Origin of the sequence: Thaumasiovibrio clandestinus, from assembly GCF_047250365.1 — a bacterium.
In the GTDB taxonomy this organism is placed as follows: domain Bacteria; phylum Pseudomonadota; class Gammaproteobacteria; order Enterobacterales; family Vibrionaceae; genus Thaumasiovibrio.
This window is the reverse complement of record NZ_JBLBVL010000009.1, coordinates 98,208-120,135: the sequence shown is the minus strand read 5'-3', so window position 1 is coordinate 120,135 and position 21,928 is coordinate 98,208. Positions and strand designations below refer to the sequence as shown.

Here is a 21,928-nt window from a genome sequence, read left to right as displayed (position 1 = left end):
ATGCGGTTTTGTACGTTCAAATTTTTCTTTAGACACGATCGTGTTCCTTCCTAGTTAATGGTCGTCATCACCGTCGTAATGACGCTCAGAAGTCTTAATAATGTAGCGCTAACTCAACGCTAGCGCCAAATATTGATTAAGTTCGCTCGGCAATTATAGAGTCGGCAACATTCTTAGGTACTTCAGCATACTCGCTGAATTCCATTGAATATGACGCACGACCCTGAGTTGCAGAGCGGAGATCCGTTGCGTAGCCAAACATCACCGATAGTGGTACTTGGGCACGGATAATCTTTAACCCCGCAGGGCCTTCATCCATACCTTCGATCATACCACGGCGACGGTTTAAGTCTCCAACAACATCACCCATCCAATCTTCAGGTGTGGTTACTTCCACTTTCATCATTGGCTCTAGGATAACGGGATCTGCTTCAAGCGCACCCTTCCTGAAAGCCATCGAACCGGCGATCTTAAACGCCATTTCGTTCGAGTCAACGTCGTGGTAAGAGCCATCAAACAGAGTTGCTTTGACATCCAGCACTGGGTAACCAGCCAGAACACCATTGTTCATCTGCTCTTCAACACCCTTGGATACCGCACCGATATACTCTTTCGGTACTGTACCACCAACAATTTCGTCTACAAAGACGAAACCTTCGCCCGGCTCAGAAGGCTCGATCTTCAACCAGACATGACCGTATTGACCACGACCACCTGATTGACGAACAAACTTACCTTCTACCTCGGTCTTACCACGAATAGTTTCGCGATAAGCAACCTGAGGTTTACCGACGTTACATTCCACGCTGAATTCGCGACGCATACGGTCAACGATGATGTCGAGGTGAAGCTCACCCATACCAGAAATCAGGGTCTGCCCTGATTCTTCATCAGTTTCAACGCGGAAAGAAGGGTCTTCTGCAGCCAGTTTACCGAGGGCAACACCCATCTTTTCCTGGTCTGCTTTAGATCTTGGCTCTACAGCAATCTGGATGACAGGTTCAGGGAACTCCATTCGCTCCAAGATTACTTTATGGTCAATGTCACACAAGGTATCGCCTGTGGTAACATCTTTTAAACCAATCGCAGCGGCGATATCACCTGCTCGAACCTCTTTAACTTCTTCACGCTTATTTGAATGCATCTGCACAATTCGGCCAAAGCGTTCACGCTTCTGTTTCACCGAGTTATACACGCTATCACCAGAGTTAACGACGCCGGAATAGACACGCATGAAGGTTAAAGTACCCACAAATGGGTCAGTTGCAATTTTAAATGCCAATGCTGCGAACGGTTCGTTATCGTCTGAGTGACGCTCGATCTCGTTACCTTCATCATCTTCACCACGGATCGCTTTTACGTCCGCAGGTGATGGCAAGAACTCAATAACTGCATCCAGAACCGCTTGTACACCTTTGTTTTTAAATGCTGAGCCACAAGTCGCCAACACAATTTCATTATTCAGTGTACGGGTACGCAGCCCGGCTTTAATTTCTTCTTCTGACAGTTCACCTTCTTCAAGGTATTTGTCCATCAGTTCTTCATTGGCTTCTGCTGCAGACTCAATCATATGTTGACGCCACTCTTCCGCATCGTCCAACATATCAGCAGGGATCTCTTCGTAGGTGAAGGTCATGCCTTGATCTGCTTCGTTCCAGTTGATTGCCTTCATCTTAATCAGGTCAATCACGCCAGCGAAGTCTTCTTCAGTACCGATATTCAATTGAATTGGCACTGGATTTGCGCCAAGACGGGTTTTGATCTGGTCAACAACACGCAGGAAGTCGGCACCAGTTCTGTCCATCTTGTTCACGAAAACCATACGCGGTACTTCGTATTTATCAGCCTGACGCCATACTGTTTCAGACTGAGGCTCTACACCCGAAGAACCACAGAATACAACCACTGCACCATCCAATACACGCAACGAACGTTCAACTTCAATCGTGAAGTCTACGTGTCCCGGTGTGTCGATGATATTGACGCGATGGTCTGGGAACTGAGCTTCCATACCACGCCAGAAAGTCGTAGTAGCAGCAGAGGTAATGGTGATACCACGCTCTTGCTCCTGCTCCATCCAGTCCATGGTAGCAGCGCCGTCGTGAACCTCACCGATTTTATGAGATAGGCCTGTATAAAACAGGATACGCTCGGTTGTTGTTGTTTTACCAGCATCTACGTGAGCACAGATACCAATATTACGGTAGCGCTCAATAGGAGTTTTGCGAGCCACAGTTGTATCCTCATACTAAGGAAAACCTTAGAGTATAGAAAAGGCGCAGCAGCAAAGCTGCTGCGCCTGCAAAGGTATTACCAGCGGTAATGAGCAAACGCTTTGTTAGCGTCAGCCATGCGGTGAACGTCTTCACGTTTCTTAACCGCAGAACCTTTGTTGTCAGCTGCATCTAGCATTTCGTTAGCTAGGCGCTGAGCCATAGATTTTTCACCACGCTTACGCGCAGCTTCAACCATCCAACGCATAGCAAGTGCGTTACGGCGAACCGGACGAACTTCTACAGGCACTTGGTAGGTTGAACCACCTACACGGCGAGATTTAACCTCAACCGCTGGGCGAACGTTTTCAAGAGCTTTTTCAAATACAGCTAGGTGTTCTTCACCAGAACGCTCAGCCATGATATCTAGTGCAGTATAAACAATTTTTTCTGCAGTAGATTTCTTACCGTCAACCATTAGGATGTTGACGAATTTTGCCAGCAGCTCAGATTTGAACTTAGGATCTGGAAGGATCTTACGCTGACCAATTACGCGACGACGTGGCATGGATATCTCCGTTGTGTCTTCAGGTTATCCAAAACTTTTCAGTTTCTTCAAAATTACAATAATTTGTGTGTTTGGCCTTACTTAACGGAATCCATTAAGACTTAGGACGTTTCACACCGTACTTAGAACGACCTTGTTTACGGTCATTTACGCCTGCACAGTCAAGTGCACCACGAACGGTGTGGTAACGCACACCTGGCAAGTCTTTAACACGACCGCCACGGATAAGAACAACGCTGTGCTCTTGAAGGTTGTGGCCTTCACCACCGATGTATGAAGTAACTTCAAAACCGTTGGTTAGACGTACACGGCACACTTTACGTAGTGCTGAGTTAGGTTTTTTAGGCGTAGTGGTGTAAACACGAGTACACACACCACGTTTTTGCGGACACGCTGCCAGTGCAGGCACGTTGCTTTTCGCAACTTGCTTGACACGTGGTTTGCGTACCAGCTGGTTAATAGTTGCCATTAAATAGCTCCTGATTATTTTTGAAAAACGTGAAAAATCTAGCCCCCTACTAATAAGGGACGCGAAATTTTAGGCGTCGAGCATAAAGGTGTCAAGAATTATACAAGATCATTTCGGGATCTTTTTGTACAAAAACCATGCTAAGCACAAAAAAAAGCCCTGTTTTCAATTATTGCCAGTGAATTTGCTGCTGATGCTTTACTGTTAACGCAACATATTCGGCAGTGGTTAATAACTCACATTTCTCATCGAGCAGCGATATTATCCCCCGAGCCTGCACATCCACGTCTAACAAATAGAGCTTCCCTGACCAAGATTGAAGACTATGATTAACGACGCTGTCATAAAGCCCTGCATACACCGCATCTTGCATCAAAACTATTTCATCTTCATGACTACTATAGCGTAGACAGGTTTGCAGACTTTGAGAGTGGAAAGGCGAGTTAGTGATAATATGTAGCATTGCTAAAACACCATAATCTGATCACATTTACCCAGTTGTGCCCGAATCTCAGTCGGTAGCAACAACTCCCCTGACATCAATAACGATGTCTGAACCAGTCCTCTTTCTTGCAAAGAAGTCTGACAAATATAAATATCTTCTATATCGTAAAGTTCAAACAGCTTAAAGCTCTGCGCGTAACTACGCGAAAGAATATGCTCAGGCTGCTGCCCTGATAATAGTTGCAACACCCCATCAGCAAGAAAGAACACTTTAATCTGTTCACAATATGCTGCACTGGCAAGCACTGCATCCACACCTTCACGCCCTGCGACAGAGCCGTGAGGTGCAGACTGAAAAATAAACCCGAGTGTTTTCATTTCTCTCTCTTCAGGTTAAAACTGAATAACCCTGTCCATCGTCAACAATGCTTCTGCTAATGAGCCAAGCCCGGCTTGCTCGATACCTGCAGCTAAGTTTTCTGTATCGAGCCCTGCTTGCTCAGCTTCTTGTTGCCCCACAACACCACGGCGCAACGCTGCTGCAATACAGGTTTGTAACTCAACCTGATGGGTATTTGCCAAGGTTTGCCAAGCTTCTAACAGTTGAAATTCATCATTGGCTGGTATAACAAGACGATTAGCATTGTGAACCCCCTCTTGATAAAAAAACACACGCGCTAGCGTGTGTCCTTGGTCTATCAATGTCTGGGCAAACAATAACGCGCTTCGCGCTGCCTGCGTACCATAAGCGGGGCCATTAACGACCAACGCATACTTCAGACTCACTTTTCGCCATCCTCAGTTTTACGCTGACGAATATACAAATAGACGGTATGTTTCGAGATATTCAATCGGTCAGCCACACGGTTAATCGCGTCTTTAATATCAAAAATGCCTTTGTCGTACAGTGCCATCACGATTTGACGGTTCTTGGCATTATTAGAAACATCTTTATCGGCATTGATCTCTTCGATGGTGCGTTCCACCGTCTGATCCACTAACTCATCAACATCACTGGCAAAATTCACCGACGAGGCGGCCTGACGCGCATCGTCACTTGGCATAAAGGCTTGCAGGATCTGTGAGAACGGGGCATCTAAGTTAATGTTGATACACAATAAGCCAATCACACGCTCCTCACCATTACGAATCGCAATCGTAATTGACTTCATCAACACGCCGCCTTTCGCACGCGTAAAATAAGCCCGAGAAAAATTACGTTCAGAGCCTTCAATGTCTCTCAACATTCGCAGCGCCAAATCAGTGATAGGAGACCCAACCTGGCGCCCTGTGATTTCACCATTCGCAATTTTTACTGCCGATGTGTTCAAGTTATCTAATGAATGAAGAACAATTTCACAATGCCCACCAATCAATGCCGCTAACCCGTCTACTACCGCTTCGTATGAGCGAAGTAATGTGTAGTCTTGCTCAGTGAAAGCGCTATCTTGGATCAAATCACTATCCACGACCACATCCTGAGCAAGAGTTTCATCTGTTGTCATCACAGCACTACCCTTACACGCAAAAAATCAAAATATTCTGGTAAGTTTATCAGATTTTTAACATGTACATATAAAAAGACCCCGCTAATGCGAGGTCTAAAACATGATCTACAGCAAGTAAAGTGACTTTTACTGCGCGACCTCTTCCTCAACATCTTGTGATGGGATGCTCAGTAGCTCAACCTCAAAAATCAACGTTGAGTTCGCTGGAATTGTTGGTGTGTTCTGTGCGCCATATGCTAACTCAGGCGGAATAACAAACTTAAACTTAGAACCTACAGGCATTAGTTGCAGGCCTTCTGTCCATCCAGGAATGACTTGATTTAAAGGGAAAGACGCCGTTTGATTACGCGAGTATGAACTATCGAACTCAGTACCGTCGATCAATGTTCCACGATAATGAACTTCAACAGTGTCAGTGTCTGCCGGCATTGCGCCTTCGCCTTGCTCAACTACTTGATACATTAGGCCTGAATCTGTCTCTACGCTGCCATCTTGTGCCGCAAACTCAGTACGAAATGCATTACCCGCTTCAACCGCAGCAGTCGCTTCTGCTTCCATACGCGCAGTCACCAACTCTGATACACGTTGATCCAGTGTTTGAAGCGCCTCTTGCATCTCTTCTGGCGTCATTTGGCTTTCGCCATTAAACGCATCTTGTACACCGGCCAAAACATCATCACTGCTCAGCTCAAGCCCTAACTCTTCTTGCTGCGCTAAATTCGCCGATAAATATTGCCCTAGCGACGCACCAATTGCATACGCAGCTTTCGCGTCTTCGCTGGTTAAATCAACAGCAGAAGTTTGTGCAACTTGTTCAACAGCCGTGTCAGCTTTTGTCGTGTTAGTTTCAGCGTTAGTTTCACCCTGACAGCCTACAGCTAACAAAATTGTGGCAGCGAGTGCTGACATTTTAAGAACAGGTTTCATAATTTCTCCATATCATCTGAGGGAGTTCCCTCACTTTAGTGCTTGCACTATTTTGCGCTGTGCAAGCTTGTCATAATCAATATACTAGTTGCAAACGCAACATAACATAACGAATCAATATCTTAATGCTATCCCATATTCGAATAATTTTACTGTTTTGGACACTGCTCACGCTTAATGGGTGCAAATTCTGGTCGTCAGAACAGCAACGTTGGATACTGAACCCAGAAGGCAGTATCGCTACAGCCCTTAGCCGTGATAGTCAATTTGCCTTTACACATTCAAAACAAGACGGCCTTGTACTTTGGGATTTGCCTCATCATCAGCCTCTTTTATCACTTGCTCAGCATGATTTTCATTCCGAAGGCATCATACTCACCAAAATAGCAGACCTACCCCGTTTTGCTTTAACAGCGACCACACAGAGTTTTGCGGTCTGGGATCTCGCTTGGGGGCAAGCGCAAGGACTCTGGACTATTTCAGATAGCACGCTCACGGATGCCGCACTGAGCAGCAATGGCGAACAAGTTTTGCTCGGTTTAGCCAATAGCAAAGTGATTCATGTCAACTTGGGCACTGGTCGGCGCTTAGAGTTCCTCGCCCATAATAAAAAAGTTTCTTCCGTTGCCTTATCACCCAATGGCCGTTATGCGCTCTCTGGTGGTGATGACAATCGCGCTTACCTCTGGGATACCGACAGCGGCCAAGCTCTATTTCAATTTATTCATCCCGCCGCTGTGCGTCACGTTGCCTTACATCGTGATGGACAATTCGCGTTTACCGCAGATGCTGAAGGGAACGGCTACCTTTGGCAACTACAAAATGGCGAAAAGTCAGCGACATTGCAAACATCGGTACGCCCACAGGCAATAACGGTCGCCCGCTTTTCTGATGATGGCACTTTATTAGTCACGGCGACCGCTGGAAGGCAAATTAGTTTATGGCGCACCCAAGACGGCAAAAAATTAAAGCAGTGGTATGCCGCACCTAAACAGAATACTCGCCCTCCTCACGCAGTGGTGTATGATGTCAGCATTGATCCAGACGGCCGGGTGAGCGCAGCAACCTCAGCAGGGATAGTGCAAGCTTGGCAGGCAGAGTAATTATGACACCAAAAGAGACAAATCAACTACAAAACCGTATTGATGAGCTAGAGATGAAACTGGCTTTTCAAGAACACACCATTGAAGAGCTCAATCACGAAATTACTGCCCATCAAATGATGCTCGACAAGATGTTGACCCAGATGAAATTTCTTGTCGATAAAGTCAAATCAACCAGTGGGTCTAACATGGCCGACGAATCTGAAGAGACGCCACCACCACACTACTAAGTGAACGGGCTGACGATTTGGCTTAATAACTCAATGCCATTTACCTCAGCGTTGAGAAAACCCAGTCACAAAAAAGGCGCCATCCGGCGCCTTTTTATTTTTAAATCAGACTAGTGGCGACAGCCACAACCGCCTTATTTTTCTTCGCTATCGCCGCAATTGCCGCCACCACAGCATTCATGATCTTCATCATCATGATCACCACAGCTACCACCACCACAACAGCCACCTTCTTGATGCAGGTGACCGTGAGCCACTTCTTCTTCTGTCGCCTCACGCAGCGCAATCACTTCCACGTCAAAGCTCAATGTTTGACCCGCCAGCATATGGTTACCGTCAACCACCACTTCGTCGCCATCCACTTCTGTGACTTCTACTGGGATTGGGCCTTGATCGGTGTCAGCAAGAAAACGCATACCGACCGTGATTTCATCCACACCCTGAAAGACTTCAGCTGGAACACGCTGAACCAATGCATCGTGGTGCTCGCCATATGCCTCTTCTGGTGCAACGGTCACGCTAAAGCTGTCACCAGCAGCACAGCCTTCTAGTGCATTTTCAAGACCAACAATCAAATTATTGTGCCCGTGTAGGTAATCAAGCGGCGCTTCTTTACTCGATTGATCTACGACCACACCTTCTTCAGTTTTAACGGTGTAGGCTAGGCTTACTACGGTGTCTTTAACGACTTTCATACTGACTCCAAATAAGTTCGACAAGATACGTGCTCGCATCTACCTTTCCAGCGCATCATAACCAACCTTGCCCTCTGATGCGAGTCGCAGAGTAAATTCCTCTTTGCCCATCACGTCGTCAACACTTGCTTGCAAATACCAAACAGCAAGGAATGGCGAGCCCGTCACACCTTCTTTCTATTCGTCATTACCACCAATAGCAGCTCACGATTTAGGGTTAAATAGCCCTATCACCGTCTCTCCGTTGGGACGCTGGCTTGTCAATGCTTCTGGTAACTGCTGCGCCTGATGCCCACACTGTACACATTCGATAGTTTCAATTTGAGCCTCTTTCCACCAGCGAATACTGTCAACGGAATGGCACTTGGGGCAATGAGCACCGGCAATAAAGCGTTTTTTCATTCTGTTTACTCCTGACTCTCTGCTTGATGGTGACCCCACCCTGTTAAGCTTTCACGCTCACGTTGCATCTCTCGATCAAAAATCTCTTCTAGCTCTTGCCGCGCTTCTTGTGCACGGGACGCCAACGAACTATCGTCACTATGCTGAGGAAGAAGATCACGTAACACCGTTAAGTCTAAACGGCGAAAATGCGACTCAGCCCGTTTTGCTTTGTAAGGGTGCATTCCCAATGCGACCAAGGTTTGTCGCCCTAAATTCAATGCACCATCAAAGGTCTCTCTAGAGAAGTTCTCAACCCCATGGCTCAACAGCTGATAAGCCTCAACACGGCTACGTGCTCGCGCTAAGACCTTCAAATGCGGGAAATAGTGCTGGCATAACTCAACCACTTCCAGCACTTCATCTGGCGAGTCCGTACACACGACAATGGCTTCGGCTTTATCGGCGCCAGCAGCACGCAAAAGATTGAGTTGCGTTGCATCACCATAGTAAACCCGATAGCCAAATTTGCGCAGTAAGGTTATCTGACTAGGATCTCGCTCTAGCACCGTGACAGCAATCTTATTTGCAAACAATAACCGCCCAACCACTTGCCCAAAGCGGCCAAATCCAGCAATGATCACTCGCGGGTTATCATTTTTAATATCATCCACGCTGGGTCGACGAGCTTCTGTCCCTGCCAGTGTAAAGCGCCATTGATACCAACGTCGCTGCACCACCAACAACAACGGTGTTGTCATCATCGATAAACTCACCACCACCAACAATATCGCACTCAACTCTGCACTAAGTACACTCTCACTTTGCGCCGCGGTAAAAATAACAAAGGCAAATTCACCACCTTGGCTCAGCACTGCTGCCAGTTGACTACGAGAACGTGCTGCCAGCCCCATAACGTGAGCAAGGACATACAACACCGCCATCTTAATCCCCACCAACACCATAACGGCCAACGCGATATAGAGGGGGAACTGCCACAACAGGTCAAGATTGACCGTCATTCCAACCGCAATAAAAAACAACCCTAACAGCAGCCCTTTGAATGGCTCGATGGCAATTTCCAACTCATGGCGATACTCACTTTCGGCCAACAGTACGCCCGCCAAAAATGCGCCCAATGCCATCGACAAACCGAGCCAGTCCATAAGAAGGGAGATACCAAACACCAGCAGTAATGCCGCGACATTAAACAGCTCACGCACACCGCTCATCACAACCCAGCGAAAGAGTGGTCGCAACAAAAAGTGCCCACCGACTAGCAACAATGCAATACCGGCAGCCACATAGCCAGATGCAAGCCCGTCCTGCTCTCCACTTCCGGCAAGAACAGGAAGTAATGCCAATATCGGAATCACGGCGATATCCTGAAACAACAGCACCGCAAACCCGGCTTGTCCAGCTTCGCTCCCCCCCATCCCTTGCTCTTCAATCAACTTCAAGGCAACAGCCGTTGAAGAGAGTCCAAGCGCCAATGCGATAATCACAGCCACATTCAACTCAATACCAAACCACCACATTGGCAACAACAACGCCAACGCTGTTAATAATAACTGCCCTCCTCCAAGGCCAATAATTGGCTTGCGCATTTGCCATAGCTTTTTAGGATTCAGCTCCAGTCCAATCAAAAACAGCAGCAGCACCACACCAAATTCGGCAAAATGCAAAATTGCCTCGACATCTCGGATCAGTGCCAGTCCCCATGGCCCTATCGCAATCCCAGCCAATAAGTAGCCTAACACTGAACCCAATCCACAACGCTGGGCCAGAGGAACCGTAATCACGGCAGCAGCAAGAAACACGACACCACTTTGCAAATAATCGGCGGCCATCAACTTTCTCCCTGGGTATGTGTCAGATTACTGAGCCAATCTCGATAGTGTTGCGCACAATGCGTCAGTTCAACTGAGGTTAAACGCCGTGCCCAATGCACCACGTAGGGCGCTTCCCACCGCATCTGACACAGCTTGGCGGTTAGCTCAAACGGGCGAACGATTTCTTCAATGCTATAGCGGTTATAACCCTCCGAGCTAAACGCCTGTTCAGCCCCTCCCGTCGTGATAACGCTGCGCCAAATTTTCCCCGCCAGCGCCTGCCCCTCACCGTGGGCATACCCTTTACTTAACACCCTATCAATCCACTCTTTTAACAACGCCGGGGCGGAATACATATATAACGGGTGCTGACAGACAATGACATCATGATCAGCAAGCAACTGCTGCTCATATTCTATATCGATGAAAAAATCAGGGTACTGTGCATACAAGTCATGCACGGTGACATGTGGCAATGATGCCACCGCCTTCAATAGCGCACGATTAGCTACTGACTCCTGCGGATCTGGATGGGTGTAGAGAATCAATATTTTTGAATGCATCATCCTTTAACTCAAATCATTAACACCTTTACCACCTTACATTAACCACCTGAAAAGTCGATATCGCCGTGCAATTATCGACAAGTCGACCAACAACACATAAGATGCCGTCGATAACGTATTAAAACGGAGCGGCTTCCCGAACAACCATGATCACCATCTCTGATATTCAACTGCTGCGTGGCGGCAATATTTTGCTAGACCAAGCATCTGCCACGATCCACCCTGGTGACAGAGTTGGCTTGGTTGGTAAAAACGGCTGTGGCAAATCCACCCTATTCGGGCTGCTTAAACATGAGTTGTCTATCGATGCAGGCTCCTGCCAATACCCTGCTAATTGGGAGTTAGCTTGGGTGGCCCAAGAGACCCCAGCCCTGGAGCGTGAAGCGATTGAATATGTTATTGACGGTGATCGTGAATACCGCGATCTAGAACAACGGCTAAAGGCTGCCGATGCGGCTCATAACGGCACACTGGCGGCAGAGCTACATGGCAAAATAGAAGTCATTGGTGGCTATACGATCCGCGCTCGTGCTGCTGAACTGTTGAATGGCCTTGGCTTTTCACAACAGCAAATGGGTTGGAACTTAACCCAGTTTTCAGGTGGCTGGCGCATGCGTCTTAACTTAGCCCAAGCCCTTATCTGCCGCTCGGATCTCTTACTGCTCGATGAACCCACCAACCACCTCGACCTCGATGCAGTCATGTGGCTTGAGCGTTGGCTACAAAGTTACCCAGGCACATTGATTCTCATTTCCCATGACCGCGATTTTCTTGATCCCGTTGTCAATCGGATTATTCACGTTGAGGCGCAACGCCTGAATGAGTACACCGGCAACTACTCCTCATTTGAGAAACAGCGTGCCGAAAGGTTGTCACAGCAACAAGCCAGCTTTGACAAACAGCAGAAGCAGATGGCGCACATGCAATCCTATATCGATCGCTTTCGCTACAAAGCCAGTAAAGCCCGCCAGGCACAGAGCCGCTTAAAAGCACTCGAACGGATGGAAAAAGTACTTCCAGCGCAATTTGATAACCCATTTAGCTTCACTTTCCGTGAGCCAAACGCACTTCCTAACCCAATCTTGATGATGGAGGGGGTGGCTGCGGGTTACGATGAGACCCTGATTTTAGAACATATACGCTTAAACCTAGTGCCTGGCAGTCGTATTGGATTACTGGGACGCAATGGTGCCGGTAAATCAACGCTTATCAAGCTACTATCGAGTGAGTTGAAAGAGAAAGCGGGCGAGCTTACCTACTCGCAAGGGGTAAAAATTGGCTACTTTGCACAGCACCAAGTAGAAACACTGCGCATGGACGACTCGCCGATTGAACACTTAAGTCGCTTAGCACCCGACAAAGGGGAACTTGAACTGCGCAACTTCCTTGGTTCGTTTGGTTTTAATGGTGATAAAGCCTTAGCGAAAGTCGGTCCGTTTTCTGGTGGTGAAAAAGCCCGCCTGGTACTGGCTTTGATCGTATGGCAAAAGCCAAACTTGTTACTGCTCGATGAGCCGACTAACCACTTGGATCTGGATATGCGTCAAGCACTGACATTAGCACTGCAATCCTATGAAGGGGCGATGGTCATTGTCAGTCACGACCGTTATTTATTGCGTGCAACCACCGATGATCTCTATCTTGTTCATGACCGTCGTGTTGAGCCATTTAGCGGCGATTTAGACGACTACTACAAGTGGCTAACAGAGCAGCAACGCAACGATCGTAAAGAGCAGCAAGTCGAACCCGCGGCAGACAAGAGCGCGGGGCTGTCACGCAAAGAGCAAAAACGTTTAGAGGCAGAGTTTCGTCAACAAACCGCCCCTTTGCGTAAACAGTTAAGTAAATTGGATGATACGTTAGAATCTCTCACCGAAAAATTGGATAACTGCGAAAGTGCGCTAGCTGATAGCAATATCTATATCGCAGAGAACAAAAGTAAGCTGACTGAATGCTTACAGCAGCAAGCCGATCTGAAGCGTCAACTCGAAGAGACCGAAATGGCTTGGATGGATCTAACTGAGCAATTAGAGAGCATGGAGCAGGAGTTCCGAGATACATGCAAATAACCGCAGATCAATTCTGGCAATTTGGCATTGCACATTATCAACGCAATGGCGTGAAGCATGCCTGTCTGTGTTTGCAAAATCATTATCAGGGCAATATTAATCTTGCCCTGCTGTTGATTTACCTTGATCAACAAAAGGTCTTCTTAAACGAAGAGCAGATTCAAACGTTGATTATCGCACTGGAATCGAGCCAGACCTTAATCTTGCCTTATCGTGAAATGCGCAAGCAACTGAAGTCACAGTTAAAGTCAACGGGCTACCAGCAACTTCTCAACTTTGAACTCAAGTTGGAGCAGCAGCAACAAGAAGATCTGCTCCGTACTGTCGAAGCCTTTCGCCTCGCGCAAAATGACGCCGACGCACAGCCCGGCAACTTAGCATACTACTGCTTGCAGCTTGGTGCAGAACCGCTCATTAAAGGCTTGTATGGTTCATAGTCATCACTTTCGTCCTGCCAAGGGGATTCGCAACCCGCACCTGCAAACCTTGTTACCTCGATTTCTTCGCCGAGAAGCTTTGTTTGTGCCGCGCACTCAACGGCTCACGACACCGGATGGTGACTTTATTGACCTTGCGTGGACCGCTGAAACAGTGGCGCCAAACGCGCCGCTATTTGTCCTTTTCCACGGTTTAGAAGGCTGTTTTTACAGTCCTTATGCCAACGGCCTTTTGCATGCAGCTGCTCAGCAAGGCTGGCTCGGGGTCATGATGCATTTTCGTGGATGTAGTGGTGAACCAAATCACTATCCGCAAAGTTACCACTCCGGGCAAACCAAAGATGCCCGCTTTGTGTTGCAATGGCTACGTCGCCACCACCCTCAACGCCAAGTATTTGCGGTTGGGATCTCGCTGGGGGGGAACATGCTTATCAACTACCTCGCGCAGTACCAATCCGAATCGGCCATCGATGCAGCCCAAGTTATCTCTGCGCCATTGGATTTAAGCAGCTGCGCTAACCGTATTCAACACGGCTTTTCTCAGGTTTATCAAACCTACTTGCTGCGTTCACTCAAACGAAACGCGGCCTATAAAGCCGCGCGCCACCCAGAGGCCTTTACTCTGTCACCCGCAGCCATATCCGCCCTGCCTGACCTCTGGCAATTTGATGACAAGGTCACTGCCCCACTGAATGGGTTTCACAGTGCCGATGACTACTATCAACAGTGCAGTGGTATCAACAAGTTGCACCGCATCACACAACCACTACGCATTATTCACGCTAGTGATGATCCTTTTATGGATGAAGCGGTGATCCCGGCGACAACACAGCTTCCAGAAAATATTGAGTATCAGCTGCTCTCTCACGGTGGTCATGTAGGCTTTATTACTGGCTCTGTGTTACGGCCAGTGTTTTGGTTAGAGCAGACGGTACCATTCTGGTTTAACGCTTATTCAGTCTAAACCCAGCACCTTAACCACTGCCAAACCTTGACCTTATACAATGAAGTAAGTTATCAATACCAACTACGATGAGAAGCTCAACATGTGCGGTAATCAACGCACTGTTAACCACACTGTTAAGTGATACCATTCTTCCGTTTTCTAATGGCGACATTCAACATGATTATACCTTGGCAACAAATCGATCCAGAAACCCTCGATAACCTACTCGAAAACTACGCCTTACGCGAAGGAACCGACTACGGTGAATCCGAACTCAGCCTTAGCCAAAAAGTCGCAAATCTAAAAGGCTTACTGCAGAATGGCGAAGCGGTCATTGTTTACTCTGAATTACATGAAAGCGTCGATATAAAACTTCGCCGCGATCTCAGAAGTCTTGCAGACACTTGATATTATCCGCCCAAACTGTTAATAACATGCTTCACCCATGTGAATAAAATGGACCAAATATGTCTGCAAAGCATCCGATTATCGCGGTAACAGGCTCATCCGGCGCAGGAACGACCACCACGTCAGAAGCGTTTCGAAAAATGTTTAATATGATGCAGATAACGCCTGCTTGGCTTGAAGGGGATAGCTTTCACCGTTTTACTCGCCCAGAAATGGATATCGAAATTCGCAAAGCTAAAGAGCAGGGGCGCCACATCAGCTACTTTGGCCCTGCTGCCAATGATTTTGAAGCACTCGAACGCTTTTTCCGCCAATATGGTGAGAGTGGCACCGGGCAGTTCCGCCGCTACTTGCACACGTTTGATGAGGCAGTCCCTTATAACCTGATGCCAGGCACATTTACCCCGTGGCAAACACTCCCTGACAACAGTGACGTCCTCTTTTACGAAGGGCTACATGGTGGGATTGTTGATGGCGAAACCAATGTTGCTCAACATGTCGACCTGCTCATTGGCATGGTACCTATTGTCAACTTAGAGTGGATTCAAAAATTTGTACGAGACACACGTGACAGAGGGCATTCACGCGAAGCCGTAACGGAGTCAATTATCCGCTCCATGGACGACTACCTGAGTTATATCACGCCACAGTTTTCACGCACGCATATCAACTTTCAGCGCGTCCCCACTGTCGATACATCAAACCCTCTCAACGCAAAAGGCATCCCCTCCTTGGACGAGAGCTTTGTTGTGATTCGCTTTCGAGGCATTAAAAACGTCGACTTTCCTTACCTGCTTTCCATGATACAAGGATCATTTATGTCACGGCACAATACCATTGTTGTCCCTGGCGGAAAAATGAGCTTTGCGATGGAGCTAATCATGCGCCCGTTAATTCACAACCTCATCGAAACAGGCAAAGTCGGCTAACCCGTTTAATGCTGGTGCCGCAAGACAGTCATGCTGCGCTGGTTAACGAGGAGATGGCTCCCCTCGCCTTTTCCGGTGGGTTATGCCTCAATCACCTCATAGGAATGGGTCATTTCGACGCCTTTACCCAGCATTAAACAAACCGAGCAATACTTCTCTAATGATTCAGCGACAACACGCTCTACAATACTGGAGTCAATCTGATGCCCTATGACGATAAAATGGACATTCACCGCGGTAAAATAACGTGGCGCAACATCACGACGAGCTGAGCTTAATGTCGCCTCACAACCACTAACAAGCTGACCAGCACTCTTTAGCCCGTCAACCACATCGACGGAGCTACAGCCGCCCGCCGCCATCAATACTAGCTCCATTGGGCTTGGGGCTTTTTCTCCACCATTTCCGTCCATTACAACACTATGACCAGAATCTGACTGCCCTAAGAACGTCATTCCTTCTACCCATTTCACGCGTGACTGCATACTACTCTCCCGCAAATGCCAACTATCTCGTCAGTGTGTGATCATGTGCACACTTATGACTAATAAATGCTCATTTCTGATCGATCTATATCAAGAAATGAGCGCCAAAACACGGTAAACTCAATGGACAAAATTAGCAAGCACGCCAGCATTTGTGCGACGGGCTTCGTAATCCTAGACAACGCACCGCATTCATTGAGTTACCCCTCAATTATAAGGATATCGTTGTAGGGCAACAAACGCAGAGGAAGTTATTTATATGGTTCCAGGTAAACCGCAAACTGATCCAACTTTAGAATGGTTCCTATCTCATTGTCATATTCATAAGTACCCATCAAAAAGTACTTTGATTCATGCAGGCGAAAAGGGTGAAACCCTTTACTACATCGTAAAAGGTTCTGTTGCAGTTCTTATCAAAGATGAAGAAGGTAAAGAGATGATTCTTTCTTACCTTAATCAGGGAGACTTCATTGGCGAGTTAGGGCTATTTGAAGAAGGTCAAGAGCGTACAGCATGGGTTCGAGCGAAGTCACCTTGTGAAGTTGCAGAAATTTCTTACAAGAAATTCCGTCAACTGATCCAAGTCAACCCAGACATCCTAATGCGTCTATCTGCACAGATGGCAAACCGTCTTCAAGTCACCAGCCAAAAAGTTGGCGACCTTGCATTCTTGGATGTAACTGGCCGTATTGCACAAACTCTGTTGAATCTTGCTCGTCAACCTGACGCTATGACTCACCCAGACGGCATGCAGATCAAAATTACTCGTCAAGAGATTGGTCAAATTGTTGGTTGTTCGCGTGAAACCGTTGGTCGTATCTTGAAGATGCTAGAAGAGCAGAATCTAATCTCTGCACACGGTAAAACAATCGTGGTATACGGTACGCGTTAATCATCTCATGATGTAATGTCTCGTCTTAAAGTACGCTGACAGTTTTAAGAGCCAGTAGTGCATAACTACTGGCTTTTTTGTTGTCGACCCTCATGATGTCACACTGTAAGTGCTCTCGAAAATCTTATCTGCGGATGCCGTGACAAAGCCATGATACAAATTCCCCCTTCCATCAGGGTAACGCTTGGCAAACTCATAAAAGCCACCTGGGATCATCAACTCACCATCATCAAACGTCACTAACACCTTATCAGCCATCGTTGCAGATTGCTCCAGCATCACTTTCTCTGAGCCCTTTATTTCTCCCCCTGCACTGTTAATAACAAAGCCATTTTCCATAAGGTAATAATTGAGTGCCGCTAAATCACCAAATGTCGATAGCTGGTTCACACTTACGGTAAAGTGATTAGCCCCATAGCCATGGGCTGCAACCCAAGCGGCATACTCACTCTCTGCCGCCAGTAATTGATAGGTATCCAACGGCAGTGACCATGGACGCCCTAGCTGCAGCACCTCACTGTGCAGGGGAAGTGGCGCTTTTAGTTGGCCGACCAACGCCCGTACGGCTTGTTGCAACTCACATGAGCACTGCCCAACCAGCAATTCACTAATAAACACTTTTGGCGCTTGAGGATCAGGGTGCTCAAAATGTGCCGCATAAAGTTTCTTCTGTTCAAAGTGGTATTCACCGCTATGTACATAGCCCATCGCAATGAAAGGCGCGGCAATCACATCCAGACCAACCTCTGGCAAGTTAAAGGTGCGCAATGCAATGTGATCATTGCGTAAAGGCTCCCCCTCACTCAGTAAATGATGCACCTTCTGTGCCGATGGGCATAAACGCTCAACGTAATCTTGCCACAGCAACTCAAACATCCTTTGATACATAAAGCCTCCGTCGCCGCTCGTTTCGAGCAGGCCTATTCGTCGGATAACCCCGGCAGGCGTGGTGTAGGAAGTTGCACATGATCCGCTTCCAGTGACGCCATTGGGTACGCACAATAATCGGCAGCGTAGTAGGCACTAGGGCGTAAATTACCTGACGCGCCTGGGCCACCAAATGGGGCGCTGCTACTGGCTCCCGTGAGTGGACGATTTCGATTAACAATCCCAGCATGGATCTGTTCGATAAATTCATGCCACTGCGCATCGTCCGTTGAGAGCAGTCCAGCCGACAAACCAAACCGAGTCTGGTTCGCCATTGTTATCGCCTCATCAAAAGTGTGATAACGAATCACCTGCAGTAATGGCCCAAAATACTCTTCATCTGGCAAGGCGTCGATAGCTGTCACATCGAGTAAGGCAGGGGTTAAGATCGCCTGTCTCTGGCTCGCTTTCACCAATGGTGTCGCCCCCATATCAAGTAACACTTGCTGCGCCTGCATAATGGCTTGTGCCGCATCTATGGATATCATCGGCCCCATAAAGGGCGCAGGCATGTCAAATGGGTCGCCAACTTTAATTTTCCTTACTGCCTCTATCAGTGTAGTCAATAGTCGCTCGCCTACATCACCATAGGGAATATAAAGACGCCGAGCGCAGGTGCAACGTTGCCCTGCGCTCAAATAAGCCGACTGAATAATGGTATCGACACAAGCGCCAATATCACCACATGCCGTGGTCACCACCAAAGGGTTATTTCCCCCCATCTCCAACGCTAGCATTTTCTCTGGCTGACCAGCAAATTGGCGGTGCAATAGATGCCCAGTTCGTGCACTGCCAGTAAATAGCAACCCATCAATATTCGGGCTTCCGGCTAGAGCCTGACCTGTCGGCATTAGCCCTTGAGTCAAATTGAGCACCCCACGAGGTAATCCGACCTCGTGCCACAAACCCACGATATATTCGGCCGTTTGTGGGGTTAACTCCGACGGCTTAAACACCACAGTATTGCCCGCCAACAATGCGGGGATAATATGTCCATTCGGCAAGTGTCCGGGAAAATTATAGGGACCAAAAATCGCCAAGACTCCCAATGGACGGTGACGCAACACCGTGCGCCCCTCGGAGAGCTGATGGGTTGTCTCGCCGCTGCGCTCTTTATACGCCTGCAAAGAGATGGCAATCTTGGCTTTCATTGCTACCACTTCCGTTAAGCTTTCCCACAAGGGTTTTCCCGTTTCTGTCGCGATCAGCGCCGCCAACTCCGCTTTGCGCATTTCCAGTAAATCAGCAAAACGGGATAAATAGTCAAAACGATCCAACAGCGGTAACGCTCGCCAAAGCGGAAAAGCTTTGCGGGCTGCCGTCACCGCAGCCTCAACTTGGTTATCATCAGCGGCATGACCGTGCCATATTTCTGCCTGAGTAAACGGATTGAGGGAGTGAAAAGGCTCGCCAACACCAGGACCCCATGCACCATCAATATAATGTGTCGTCATCTTGACTCCTTACTAGACAGCCAACAAGCGGACGCTATCGCCCGCTTCAACTTGCAATGCTTGCGCAACAGCCGCTGACATAATTGCACGGTTCGACTCCGAATCGAGTGCCACCTTGGCAACCGTGGCGCGGAAGCCTTCAAAACGACCATTACACAACAAGTAGTCTTGATTGCTATTGTGCTCACCAATATCCACACTAGCCCGAAATGAGCGCCGCACCGATTCAATATGTCGACGCGCACACTCTACCGTCGGACCACCATCAAAAATATCGACATAGCCACGGCACGAAAAGCCCTCTTGTTCGAGCAAACGTAGCGCGGGAAGCGTGTTGCTATGCACTTGCCCTATCACGGCCTGTGCTTCTGGACTCAGCAAGTTGACATAGATCGGTAACTTCGGCATTAAATCGGCGATAAACCCTTTCTTGCCAATGCCGGTTAAATGATCCGCTAATGTAAAATCTATCGAGAAGAAATGCTCCTTCAGCCACGCCCAAAATGGAGAATTTCCCTCGGCATCTGATACCCCGCGCATCTCCGCAAACACCGTGTCGGAAAAGCGTTCAGGGTGCTCAGCCAGCAGTAAAAAACGGCATTTAGACATTAACTTGCCGTTTAAACCCTGACGCCACGCTGGCTTTAGAAAAAGGGTGCAGATCTCAGTACACCCCGTGTAGTGATTACCCAGCGTTAGTACCTCTACAACATTATGTACCCCTAACTTCGGTGACGCATGCACCACCTTAGAGAGGTGGTAGCTATAAAATGGCACATCAAGCCCTATCGCAGCTTCAATCGCCGTTGTTCCGACAACCTCCCCTGTCTCCGTCTCTTCTGCGACCATTAAATAACCTTCATTGCCGGGCTGAGTGACCTGCTTGGTAAAGCTGTATACCGAGTGAGCAATTCGATTACGCAGTAACTCTTCACTGACTGGCAGTGACGTAAAACCGTGTCCCGACGCCTTAGCACACGCTAACAGCGCTGGGTAATCACTTTCCATTATCGGTCGTACCACTAACATGGCCTCTCTCCCGTCGTTTTGTTTTACATCCTCAAATCACACCTAATCACTTCAGCTCACCAACAACGTTGCCTTTAACTAACGGGATGACTACCCCGCCTCCACCAGTTTAGCGATAGCAGCTTCTAGTTTCTCTAACCCCAGCTCAACCTCTTCTTGCGTGATCACTAATGATGGCGTAAAACGCACCACATTTGGCCCAGCGACGAGCACCAATAAGCCTTGCTCCCCTGCCGAGACTAAGATGTCACGCGCCCGACCTTGCCAGTCCGCATTAAGAACCGCTCCTAACAGTAACCCTTTGCCACGGATCTCTTCGAATAGCCCAAACCGTTGATTGATCCGCGCCAACCCTTGACGGAACCACTGTTCTCTTTCCTTCACGCCATCTAGCACCTCTGACGTGCTGGTAATATCAACCACCGCTTGAGCGACGGCACACGCTAAAGGGTTGCCCCCATAAGTTGACCCATGCGTACCGACGGTAAAATGCTGTGCTAGTGCGTCGGTGGTCAGCATCGCTCCAATCGGAAACCCTCCCCCGAGCGACTTCGCCGTGGTTAATATATCCGGCGTTACCCCAATCCCCTGGTAGGCATAAAAGTCACCCGTTCGGCCGTTCCCCGTCTGCACCTCATCAAAAATTAACAACGCATTATGCTGATCACACAAGGCTCTGACTCCGGCAATGAATGCCGAATCAGGAGAAATAACCCCCCCTTCACCCTGTAATGGTTCCATAATGACAGCACAAGTTTGGTCAGAGATGGTTGCTTTAAATGCGTCTAAGTCATTATAGGTAATATGTGTAATATCTTGCGGTTTAGGGCCAAAACCATCCGAATAAGTACTTTGTCCACCGACGGTGACAGTAAAGAAAGTACGCCCATGAAAGCCCTGCTTAAAAGCAATAATTTCTGATTTCTGTTCACCATAACGCTCCACCGCCACCCGACGTGCCAACTTCAGTGCCGCTTCGTTGGCCTCTGCGCCTGAATTGGCGAAAAAGACCTTATCAGCAAAACTCAGCGAGGTCAGGGTATGCGCCAAACCTAAAGCTGGCTCGTTCGTCATTACATTACTGACATGCCATAACTTTTGGCTCTGCTCGTGCAATGCTTTGACCATCGCTGGATGACAATGCCCTAAACAACTCACCGCGATCCCACCGGCGAAATCAAGATAGTGGCTACCGTCTTGGTCCCACACATTCACACCTTCACCGCGTACAGGGATTATCTGCATTGGTGCATAGCAAGGCACCATCACCTCATCAAACAGGCTTCTTTTTATCGGCTGTTCCATCTTATTTCTCCTTACCTGTATCGCTGGCTTACGATCAGTATTTACCTTATTTCCATCACTTCAATGTGCATTGTCTCAACAGTGACGAGCCAAAAAGACTAAAAAGTCAAT

25 protein-coding genes are annotated in these 21,928 nt (G+C 48.0%); 8 read left to right on the top strand and 17 right to left on the bottom strand.

From position 1 onward, the window contains the following. Positions 1 to 136: 136 nt before the first annotated feature. The 8 genes from fusA to fkpA all read right to left on the bottom strand — a co-directional run bounded on the left by fusA (position 137) and on the right by fkpA (position 6,129). The gene (gene fusA, locus ACKLNH_RS13655) at positions 137 to 2,233 is read right to left on the bottom strand and encodes an elongation factor G (RefSeq protein WP_413112816.1); all 2,097 of its coding nucleotides are present in this window, start codon (positions 2,231 to 2,233) and stop codon (positions 137 to 139) included. A 77-nt stretch (positions 2,234 to 2,310) separates the two neighbouring features. Further along, positions 2,311 to 2,781: a 30S ribosomal protein S7 gene (rpsG, locus tag ACKLNH_RS13650; protein ID WP_413112815.1), complete on the bottom strand. Its 471-nt coding sequence runs from the start codon at positions 2,779 to 2,781 to the stop codon at positions 2,311 to 2,313. Positions 2,782 to 2,875: 94 nt separating this feature from the next. Continuing rightward, the gene (gene rpsL / locus ACKLNH_RS13645) at positions 2,876 to 3,250 is read right to left on the bottom strand and encodes a 30S ribosomal protein S12 (protein WP_413112814.1); all 375 of its coding nucleotides are present in this window, start codon (positions 3,248 to 3,250) and stop codon (positions 2,876 to 2,878) included. A gap of 169 nt (positions 3,251 to 3,419) precedes the next feature. Next, positions 3,420 to 3,713 (bottom strand): sulfurtransferase complex subunit TusB, encoded by a 294-nt coding sequence (gene tusB, locus ACKLNH_RS13640; protein WP_413112813.1) that lies wholly within the window; start codon positions 3,711 to 3,713, stop codon positions 3,420 to 3,422. A gap of 2 nt (positions 3,714 to 3,715) precedes the next feature. Then, the gene (tusC, locus tag ACKLNH_RS13635) at positions 3,716 to 4,072 is read right to left on the bottom strand and encodes a sulfurtransferase complex subunit TusC (RefSeq protein WP_413112812.1); all 357 of its coding nucleotides are present in this window, start codon (positions 4,070 to 4,072) and stop codon (positions 3,716 to 3,718) included. Positions 4,073 to 4,087: 15 nt separating this feature from the next. Further along, the gene (tusD, locus tag ACKLNH_RS13630; protein ID WP_413112811.1) at positions 4,088 to 4,480 is read right to left on the bottom strand and encodes a sulfurtransferase complex subunit TusD; all 393 of its coding nucleotides are present in this window, start codon (positions 4,478 to 4,480) and stop codon (positions 4,088 to 4,090) included. Then, positions 4,477 to 5,199 carry a helix-turn-helix transcriptional regulator gene (locus ACKLNH_RS13625; RefSeq protein WP_413112818.1) on the bottom strand — a complete coding sequence of 241 codons (723 nt, stop codon included), beginning with the start codon at positions 5,197 to 5,199 and terminating at the stop codon, positions 4,477 to 4,479. The genes tusD and ACKLNH_RS13625 overlap by 4 nt, the downstream gene beginning before the upstream one ends. A gap of 129 nt (positions 5,200 to 5,328) precedes the next feature. Next, positions 5,329 to 6,129, bottom strand: a complete 801-nt coding sequence (gene fkpA / locus ACKLNH_RS13620; protein WP_413112810.1) for an FKBP-type peptidyl-prolyl cis-trans isomerase — start codon at positions 6,127 to 6,129, stop codon at positions 5,329 to 5,331. A 125-nt stretch (positions 6,130 to 6,254) separates the two neighbouring features. Between fkpA and ACKLNH_RS13615 the strand changes: the two genes are divergently transcribed. Next, a complete protein-coding gene (locus tag ACKLNH_RS13615; RefSeq protein ID WP_413112809.1) occupies positions 6,255 to 7,232 on the top strand; it encodes a WD40 repeat domain-containing protein in 978 nt (325 codons plus the stop codon). Positions 7,233 to 7,234: 2 nt separating this feature from the next. Beyond that, positions 7,235 to 7,462: a SlyX family protein gene (locus ACKLNH_RS13610; protein WP_413112808.1), complete on the top strand. Its 228-nt coding sequence runs from the start codon at positions 7,235 to 7,237 to the stop codon at positions 7,460 to 7,462. A 134-nt stretch (positions 7,463 to 7,596) separates the two neighbouring features. Here ACKLNH_RS13610 and slyD read toward each other — a convergent pair whose 3' ends face one another. From slyD to kefG, 4 genes are all read right to left on the bottom strand, one after another. Beyond that, positions 7,597 to 8,157: a peptidylprolyl isomerase gene (gene slyD, locus ACKLNH_RS13605; protein WP_413112807.1), complete on the bottom strand. Its 561-nt coding sequence runs from the start codon at positions 8,155 to 8,157 to the stop codon at positions 7,597 to 7,599. Positions 8,158 to 8,361: 204 nt separating this feature from the next. Beyond that, on the bottom strand, positions 8,362 to 8,559 hold the full coding sequence (locus tag ACKLNH_RS13600) for a YheV family putative zinc ribbon protein (protein WP_413112806.1): 198 nt from the start codon (positions 8,557 to 8,559) through the stop codon (positions 8,362 to 8,364). 5 nt (positions 8,560 to 8,564) lie between these two features. Further along, positions 8,565 to 10,388 carry a glutathione-regulated potassium-efflux system protein KefB gene (gene kefB, locus ACKLNH_RS13595; protein ID WP_413112805.1) on the bottom strand — a complete coding sequence of 608 codons (1,824 nt, stop codon included), beginning with the start codon at positions 10,386 to 10,388 and terminating at the stop codon, positions 8,565 to 8,567. Beyond that, on the bottom strand, positions 10,388 to 10,936 hold the full coding sequence (kefG, locus tag ACKLNH_RS13590) for a glutathione-regulated potassium-efflux system ancillary protein KefG (protein WP_413112804.1): 549 nt from the start codon (positions 10,934 to 10,936) through the stop codon (positions 10,388 to 10,390). The genes kefB and kefG overlap by 1 nt, the downstream gene beginning before the upstream one ends. Before the next feature lie 146 nt (positions 10,937 to 11,082). Between kefG and ACKLNH_RS13585 the strand changes: the two genes are divergently transcribed. From ACKLNH_RS13585 to ACKLNH_RS13565, 5 genes are all read left to right on the top strand, one after another. Continuing rightward, a complete protein-coding gene (locus ACKLNH_RS13585) occupies positions 11,083 to 13,005 on the top strand; it encodes an ABC transporter ATP-binding protein (RefSeq protein WP_413112803.1) in 1,923 nt (640 codons plus the stop codon). Next, complete coding sequence (locus tag ACKLNH_RS13580; protein ID WP_413112802.1) at positions 12,996 to 13,442, top strand: TIGR02444 family protein; 447 nt, start codon at positions 12,996 to 12,998, stop codon at positions 13,440 to 13,442. Before ACKLNH_RS13585 ends, ACKLNH_RS13580 begins: the two co-directional genes overlap by 10 nt. Next, positions 13,432 to 14,406 (top strand): hydrolase, encoded by a 975-nt coding sequence (locus ACKLNH_RS13575; RefSeq protein WP_413112801.1) that lies wholly within the window; start codon positions 13,432 to 13,434, stop codon positions 14,404 to 14,406. Before ACKLNH_RS13580 ends, ACKLNH_RS13575 begins: the two co-directional genes overlap by 11 nt. Positions 14,407 to 14,565: 159 nt before the next feature. Then, entirely contained in the window at positions 14,566 to 14,796 is a 231-nt protein-coding gene (locus ACKLNH_RS13570; protein ID WP_413112800.1) for a YheU family protein, read from the top strand. Positions 14,797 to 14,855: 59 nt separating this feature from the next. Continuing rightward, on the top strand, positions 14,856 to 15,725 hold the full coding sequence (locus ACKLNH_RS13565) for a phosphoribulokinase (RefSeq protein ID WP_413112799.1): 870 nt from the start codon (positions 14,856 to 14,858) through the stop codon (positions 15,723 to 15,725). Positions 15,726 to 15,805: 80 nt separating this feature from the next. On the opposite strand, the gene ACKLNH_RS13560 is transcribed toward ACKLNH_RS13565, so the two are convergent. Next, complete coding sequence (locus ACKLNH_RS13560; protein WP_413112798.1) at positions 15,806 to 16,210, bottom strand: OsmC family protein; 405 nt, start codon at positions 16,208 to 16,210, stop codon at positions 15,806 to 15,808. Between the two features lie 259 nt (positions 16,211 to 16,469). Here ACKLNH_RS13560 and crp point away from each other — a divergent pair, with 259 nt between their 5' ends. After that, positions 16,470 to 17,102, top strand: a complete 633-nt coding sequence (crp, locus tag ACKLNH_RS13555; RefSeq protein WP_413112797.1) for a cAMP-activated global transcriptional regulator CRP — start codon at positions 16,470 to 16,472, stop codon at positions 17,100 to 17,102. Positions 17,103 to 17,192: 90 nt separating this feature from the next. Here crp and ACKLNH_RS13550 read toward each other — a convergent pair whose 3' ends face one another. The 4 genes from ACKLNH_RS13550 to ACKLNH_RS13535 form a co-directional block, all read right to left on the bottom strand. After that, the gene (locus ACKLNH_RS13550; protein WP_413112796.1) at positions 17,193 to 17,990 is read right to left on the bottom strand and encodes a DUF1338 domain-containing protein; all 798 of its coding nucleotides are present in this window, start codon (positions 17,988 to 17,990) and stop codon (positions 17,193 to 17,195) included. A 32-nt stretch (positions 17,991 to 18,022) separates the two neighbouring features. After that, positions 18,023 to 19,483 (bottom strand): succinylglutamate-semialdehyde dehydrogenase, encoded by a 1,461-nt coding sequence (gene astD / locus ACKLNH_RS13545; RefSeq protein ID WP_413112795.1) that lies wholly within the window; start codon positions 19,481 to 19,483, stop codon positions 18,023 to 18,025. A gap of 12 nt (positions 19,484 to 19,495) precedes the next feature. Continuing rightward, positions 19,496 to 20,512 carry an arginine N-succinyltransferase gene (gene astA / locus ACKLNH_RS13540; RefSeq protein ID WP_413112794.1) on the bottom strand — a complete coding sequence of 339 codons (1,017 nt, stop codon included), beginning with the start codon at positions 20,510 to 20,512 and terminating at the stop codon, positions 19,496 to 19,498. A 90-nt stretch (positions 20,513 to 20,602) separates the two neighbouring features. Then, positions 20,603 to 21,817 (bottom strand): aspartate aminotransferase family protein, encoded by a 1,215-nt coding sequence (locus ACKLNH_RS13535; RefSeq protein ID WP_413112793.1) that lies wholly within the window; start codon positions 21,815 to 21,817, stop codon positions 20,603 to 20,605. Positions 21,818 to 21,928: the final 111 nt, after the last annotated feature.

What these genes read in the sequence shown, in the direction of transcription:
- ACKLNH_RS13535 (WP_413112793.1), bottom strand. Translation starts at nt 21,817, where the DNA reads ATGGAACAGCCGATAAAAAGAAGCCTGTTTGATGAGGTGATGGTGCCT.
- ACKLNH_RS13580 (WP_413112802.1), top strand. Translation starts at nt 12,996, where the DNA reads ATGCAAATAACCGCAGATCAATTCTGGCAATTTGGCATTGCACATTAT.
- rpsL (WP_413112814.1), bottom strand. Translation starts at nt 3,250, where the DNA reads ATGGCAACTATTAACCAGCTGGTACGCAAACCACGTGTCAAGCAAGTT.
- ACKLNH_RS13565 (WP_413112799.1), top strand. Translation starts at nt 14,856, where the DNA reads ATGTCTGCAAAGCATCCGATTATCGCGGTAACAGGCTCATCCGGCGCA.
- ACKLNH_RS13550 (WP_413112796.1), bottom strand. Translation starts at nt 17,990, where the DNA reads ATGTATCAAAGGATGTTTGAGTTGCTGTGGCAAGATTACGTTGAGCGT.
- astD (WP_413112795.1), bottom strand. Translation starts at nt 19,483, where the DNA reads ATGACGACACATTATATTGATGGTGCATGGGGTCCTGGTGTTGGCGAG.
- ACKLNH_RS13560 (WP_413112798.1), bottom strand. Translation starts at nt 16,210, where the DNA reads ATGCAGTCACGCGTGAAATGGGTAGAAGGAATGACGTTCTTAGGGCAG.
- fkpA (WP_413112810.1), bottom strand. Translation starts at nt 6,129, where the DNA reads ATGAAACCTGTTCTTAAAATGTCAGCACTCGCTGCCACAATTTTGTTA.
- tusB (WP_413112813.1), bottom strand. Translation starts at nt 3,713, where the DNA reads ATGCTACATATTATCACTAACTCGCCTTTCCACTCTCAAAGTCTGCAA.
- ACKLNH_RS13615 (WP_413112809.1), top strand. Translation starts at nt 6,255, where the DNA reads ATGCTATCCCATATTCGAATAATTTTACTGTTTTGGACACTGCTCACG.
- ACKLNH_RS13570 (WP_413112800.1), top strand. Translation starts at nt 14,566, where the DNA reads ATGATTATACCTTGGCAACAAATCGATCCAGAAACCCTCGATAACCTA.
- slyD (WP_413112807.1), bottom strand. Translation starts at nt 8,157, where the DNA reads ATGAAAGTCGTTAAAGACACCGTAGTAAGCCTAGCCTACACCGTTAAA.
- astA (WP_413112794.1), bottom strand. Translation starts at nt 20,512, where the DNA reads ATGTTAGTGGTACGACCGATAATGGAAAGTGATTACCCAGCGCTGTTA.
- kefG (WP_413112804.1), bottom strand. Translation starts at nt 10,936, where the DNA reads ATGATGCATTCAAAAATATTGATTCTCTACACCCATCCAGATCCGCAG.
- ACKLNH_RS13585 (WP_413112803.1), top strand. Translation starts at nt 11,083, where the DNA reads ATGATCACCATCTCTGATATTCAACTGCTGCGTGGCGGCAATATTTTG.
- crp (WP_413112797.1), top strand. Translation starts at nt 16,470, where the DNA reads ATGGTTCCAGGTAAACCGCAAACTGATCCAACTTTAGAATGGTTCCTA.
- ACKLNH_RS13625 (WP_413112818.1), bottom strand. Translation starts at nt 5,199, where the DNA reads ATGACAACAGATGAAACTCTTGCTCAGGATGTGGTCGTGGATAGTGAT.
- ACKLNH_RS13575 (WP_413112801.1), top strand. Translation starts at nt 13,432, where the DNA reads ATGGTTCATAGTCATCACTTTCGTCCTGCCAAGGGGATTCGCAACCCG.
- tusC (WP_413112812.1), bottom strand. Translation starts at nt 4,072, where the DNA reads ATGAAAACACTCGGGTTTATTTTTCAGTCTGCACCTCACGGCTCTGTC.
- ACKLNH_RS13600 (WP_413112806.1), bottom strand. Translation starts at nt 8,559, where the DNA reads ATGAAAAAACGCTTTATTGCCGGTGCTCATTGCCCCAAGTGCCATTCC.
- ACKLNH_RS13610 (WP_413112808.1), top strand. Translation starts at nt 7,235, where the DNA reads ATGACACCAAAAGAGACAAATCAACTACAAAACCGTATTGATGAGCTA.
- rpsG (WP_413112815.1), bottom strand. Translation starts at nt 2,781, where the DNA reads ATGCCACGTCGTCGCGTAATTGGTCAGCGTAAGATCCTTCCAGATCCT.
- kefB (WP_413112805.1), bottom strand. Translation starts at nt 10,388, where the DNA reads ATGGCCGCCGATTATTTGCAAAGTGGTGTCGTGTTTCTTGCTGCTGCC.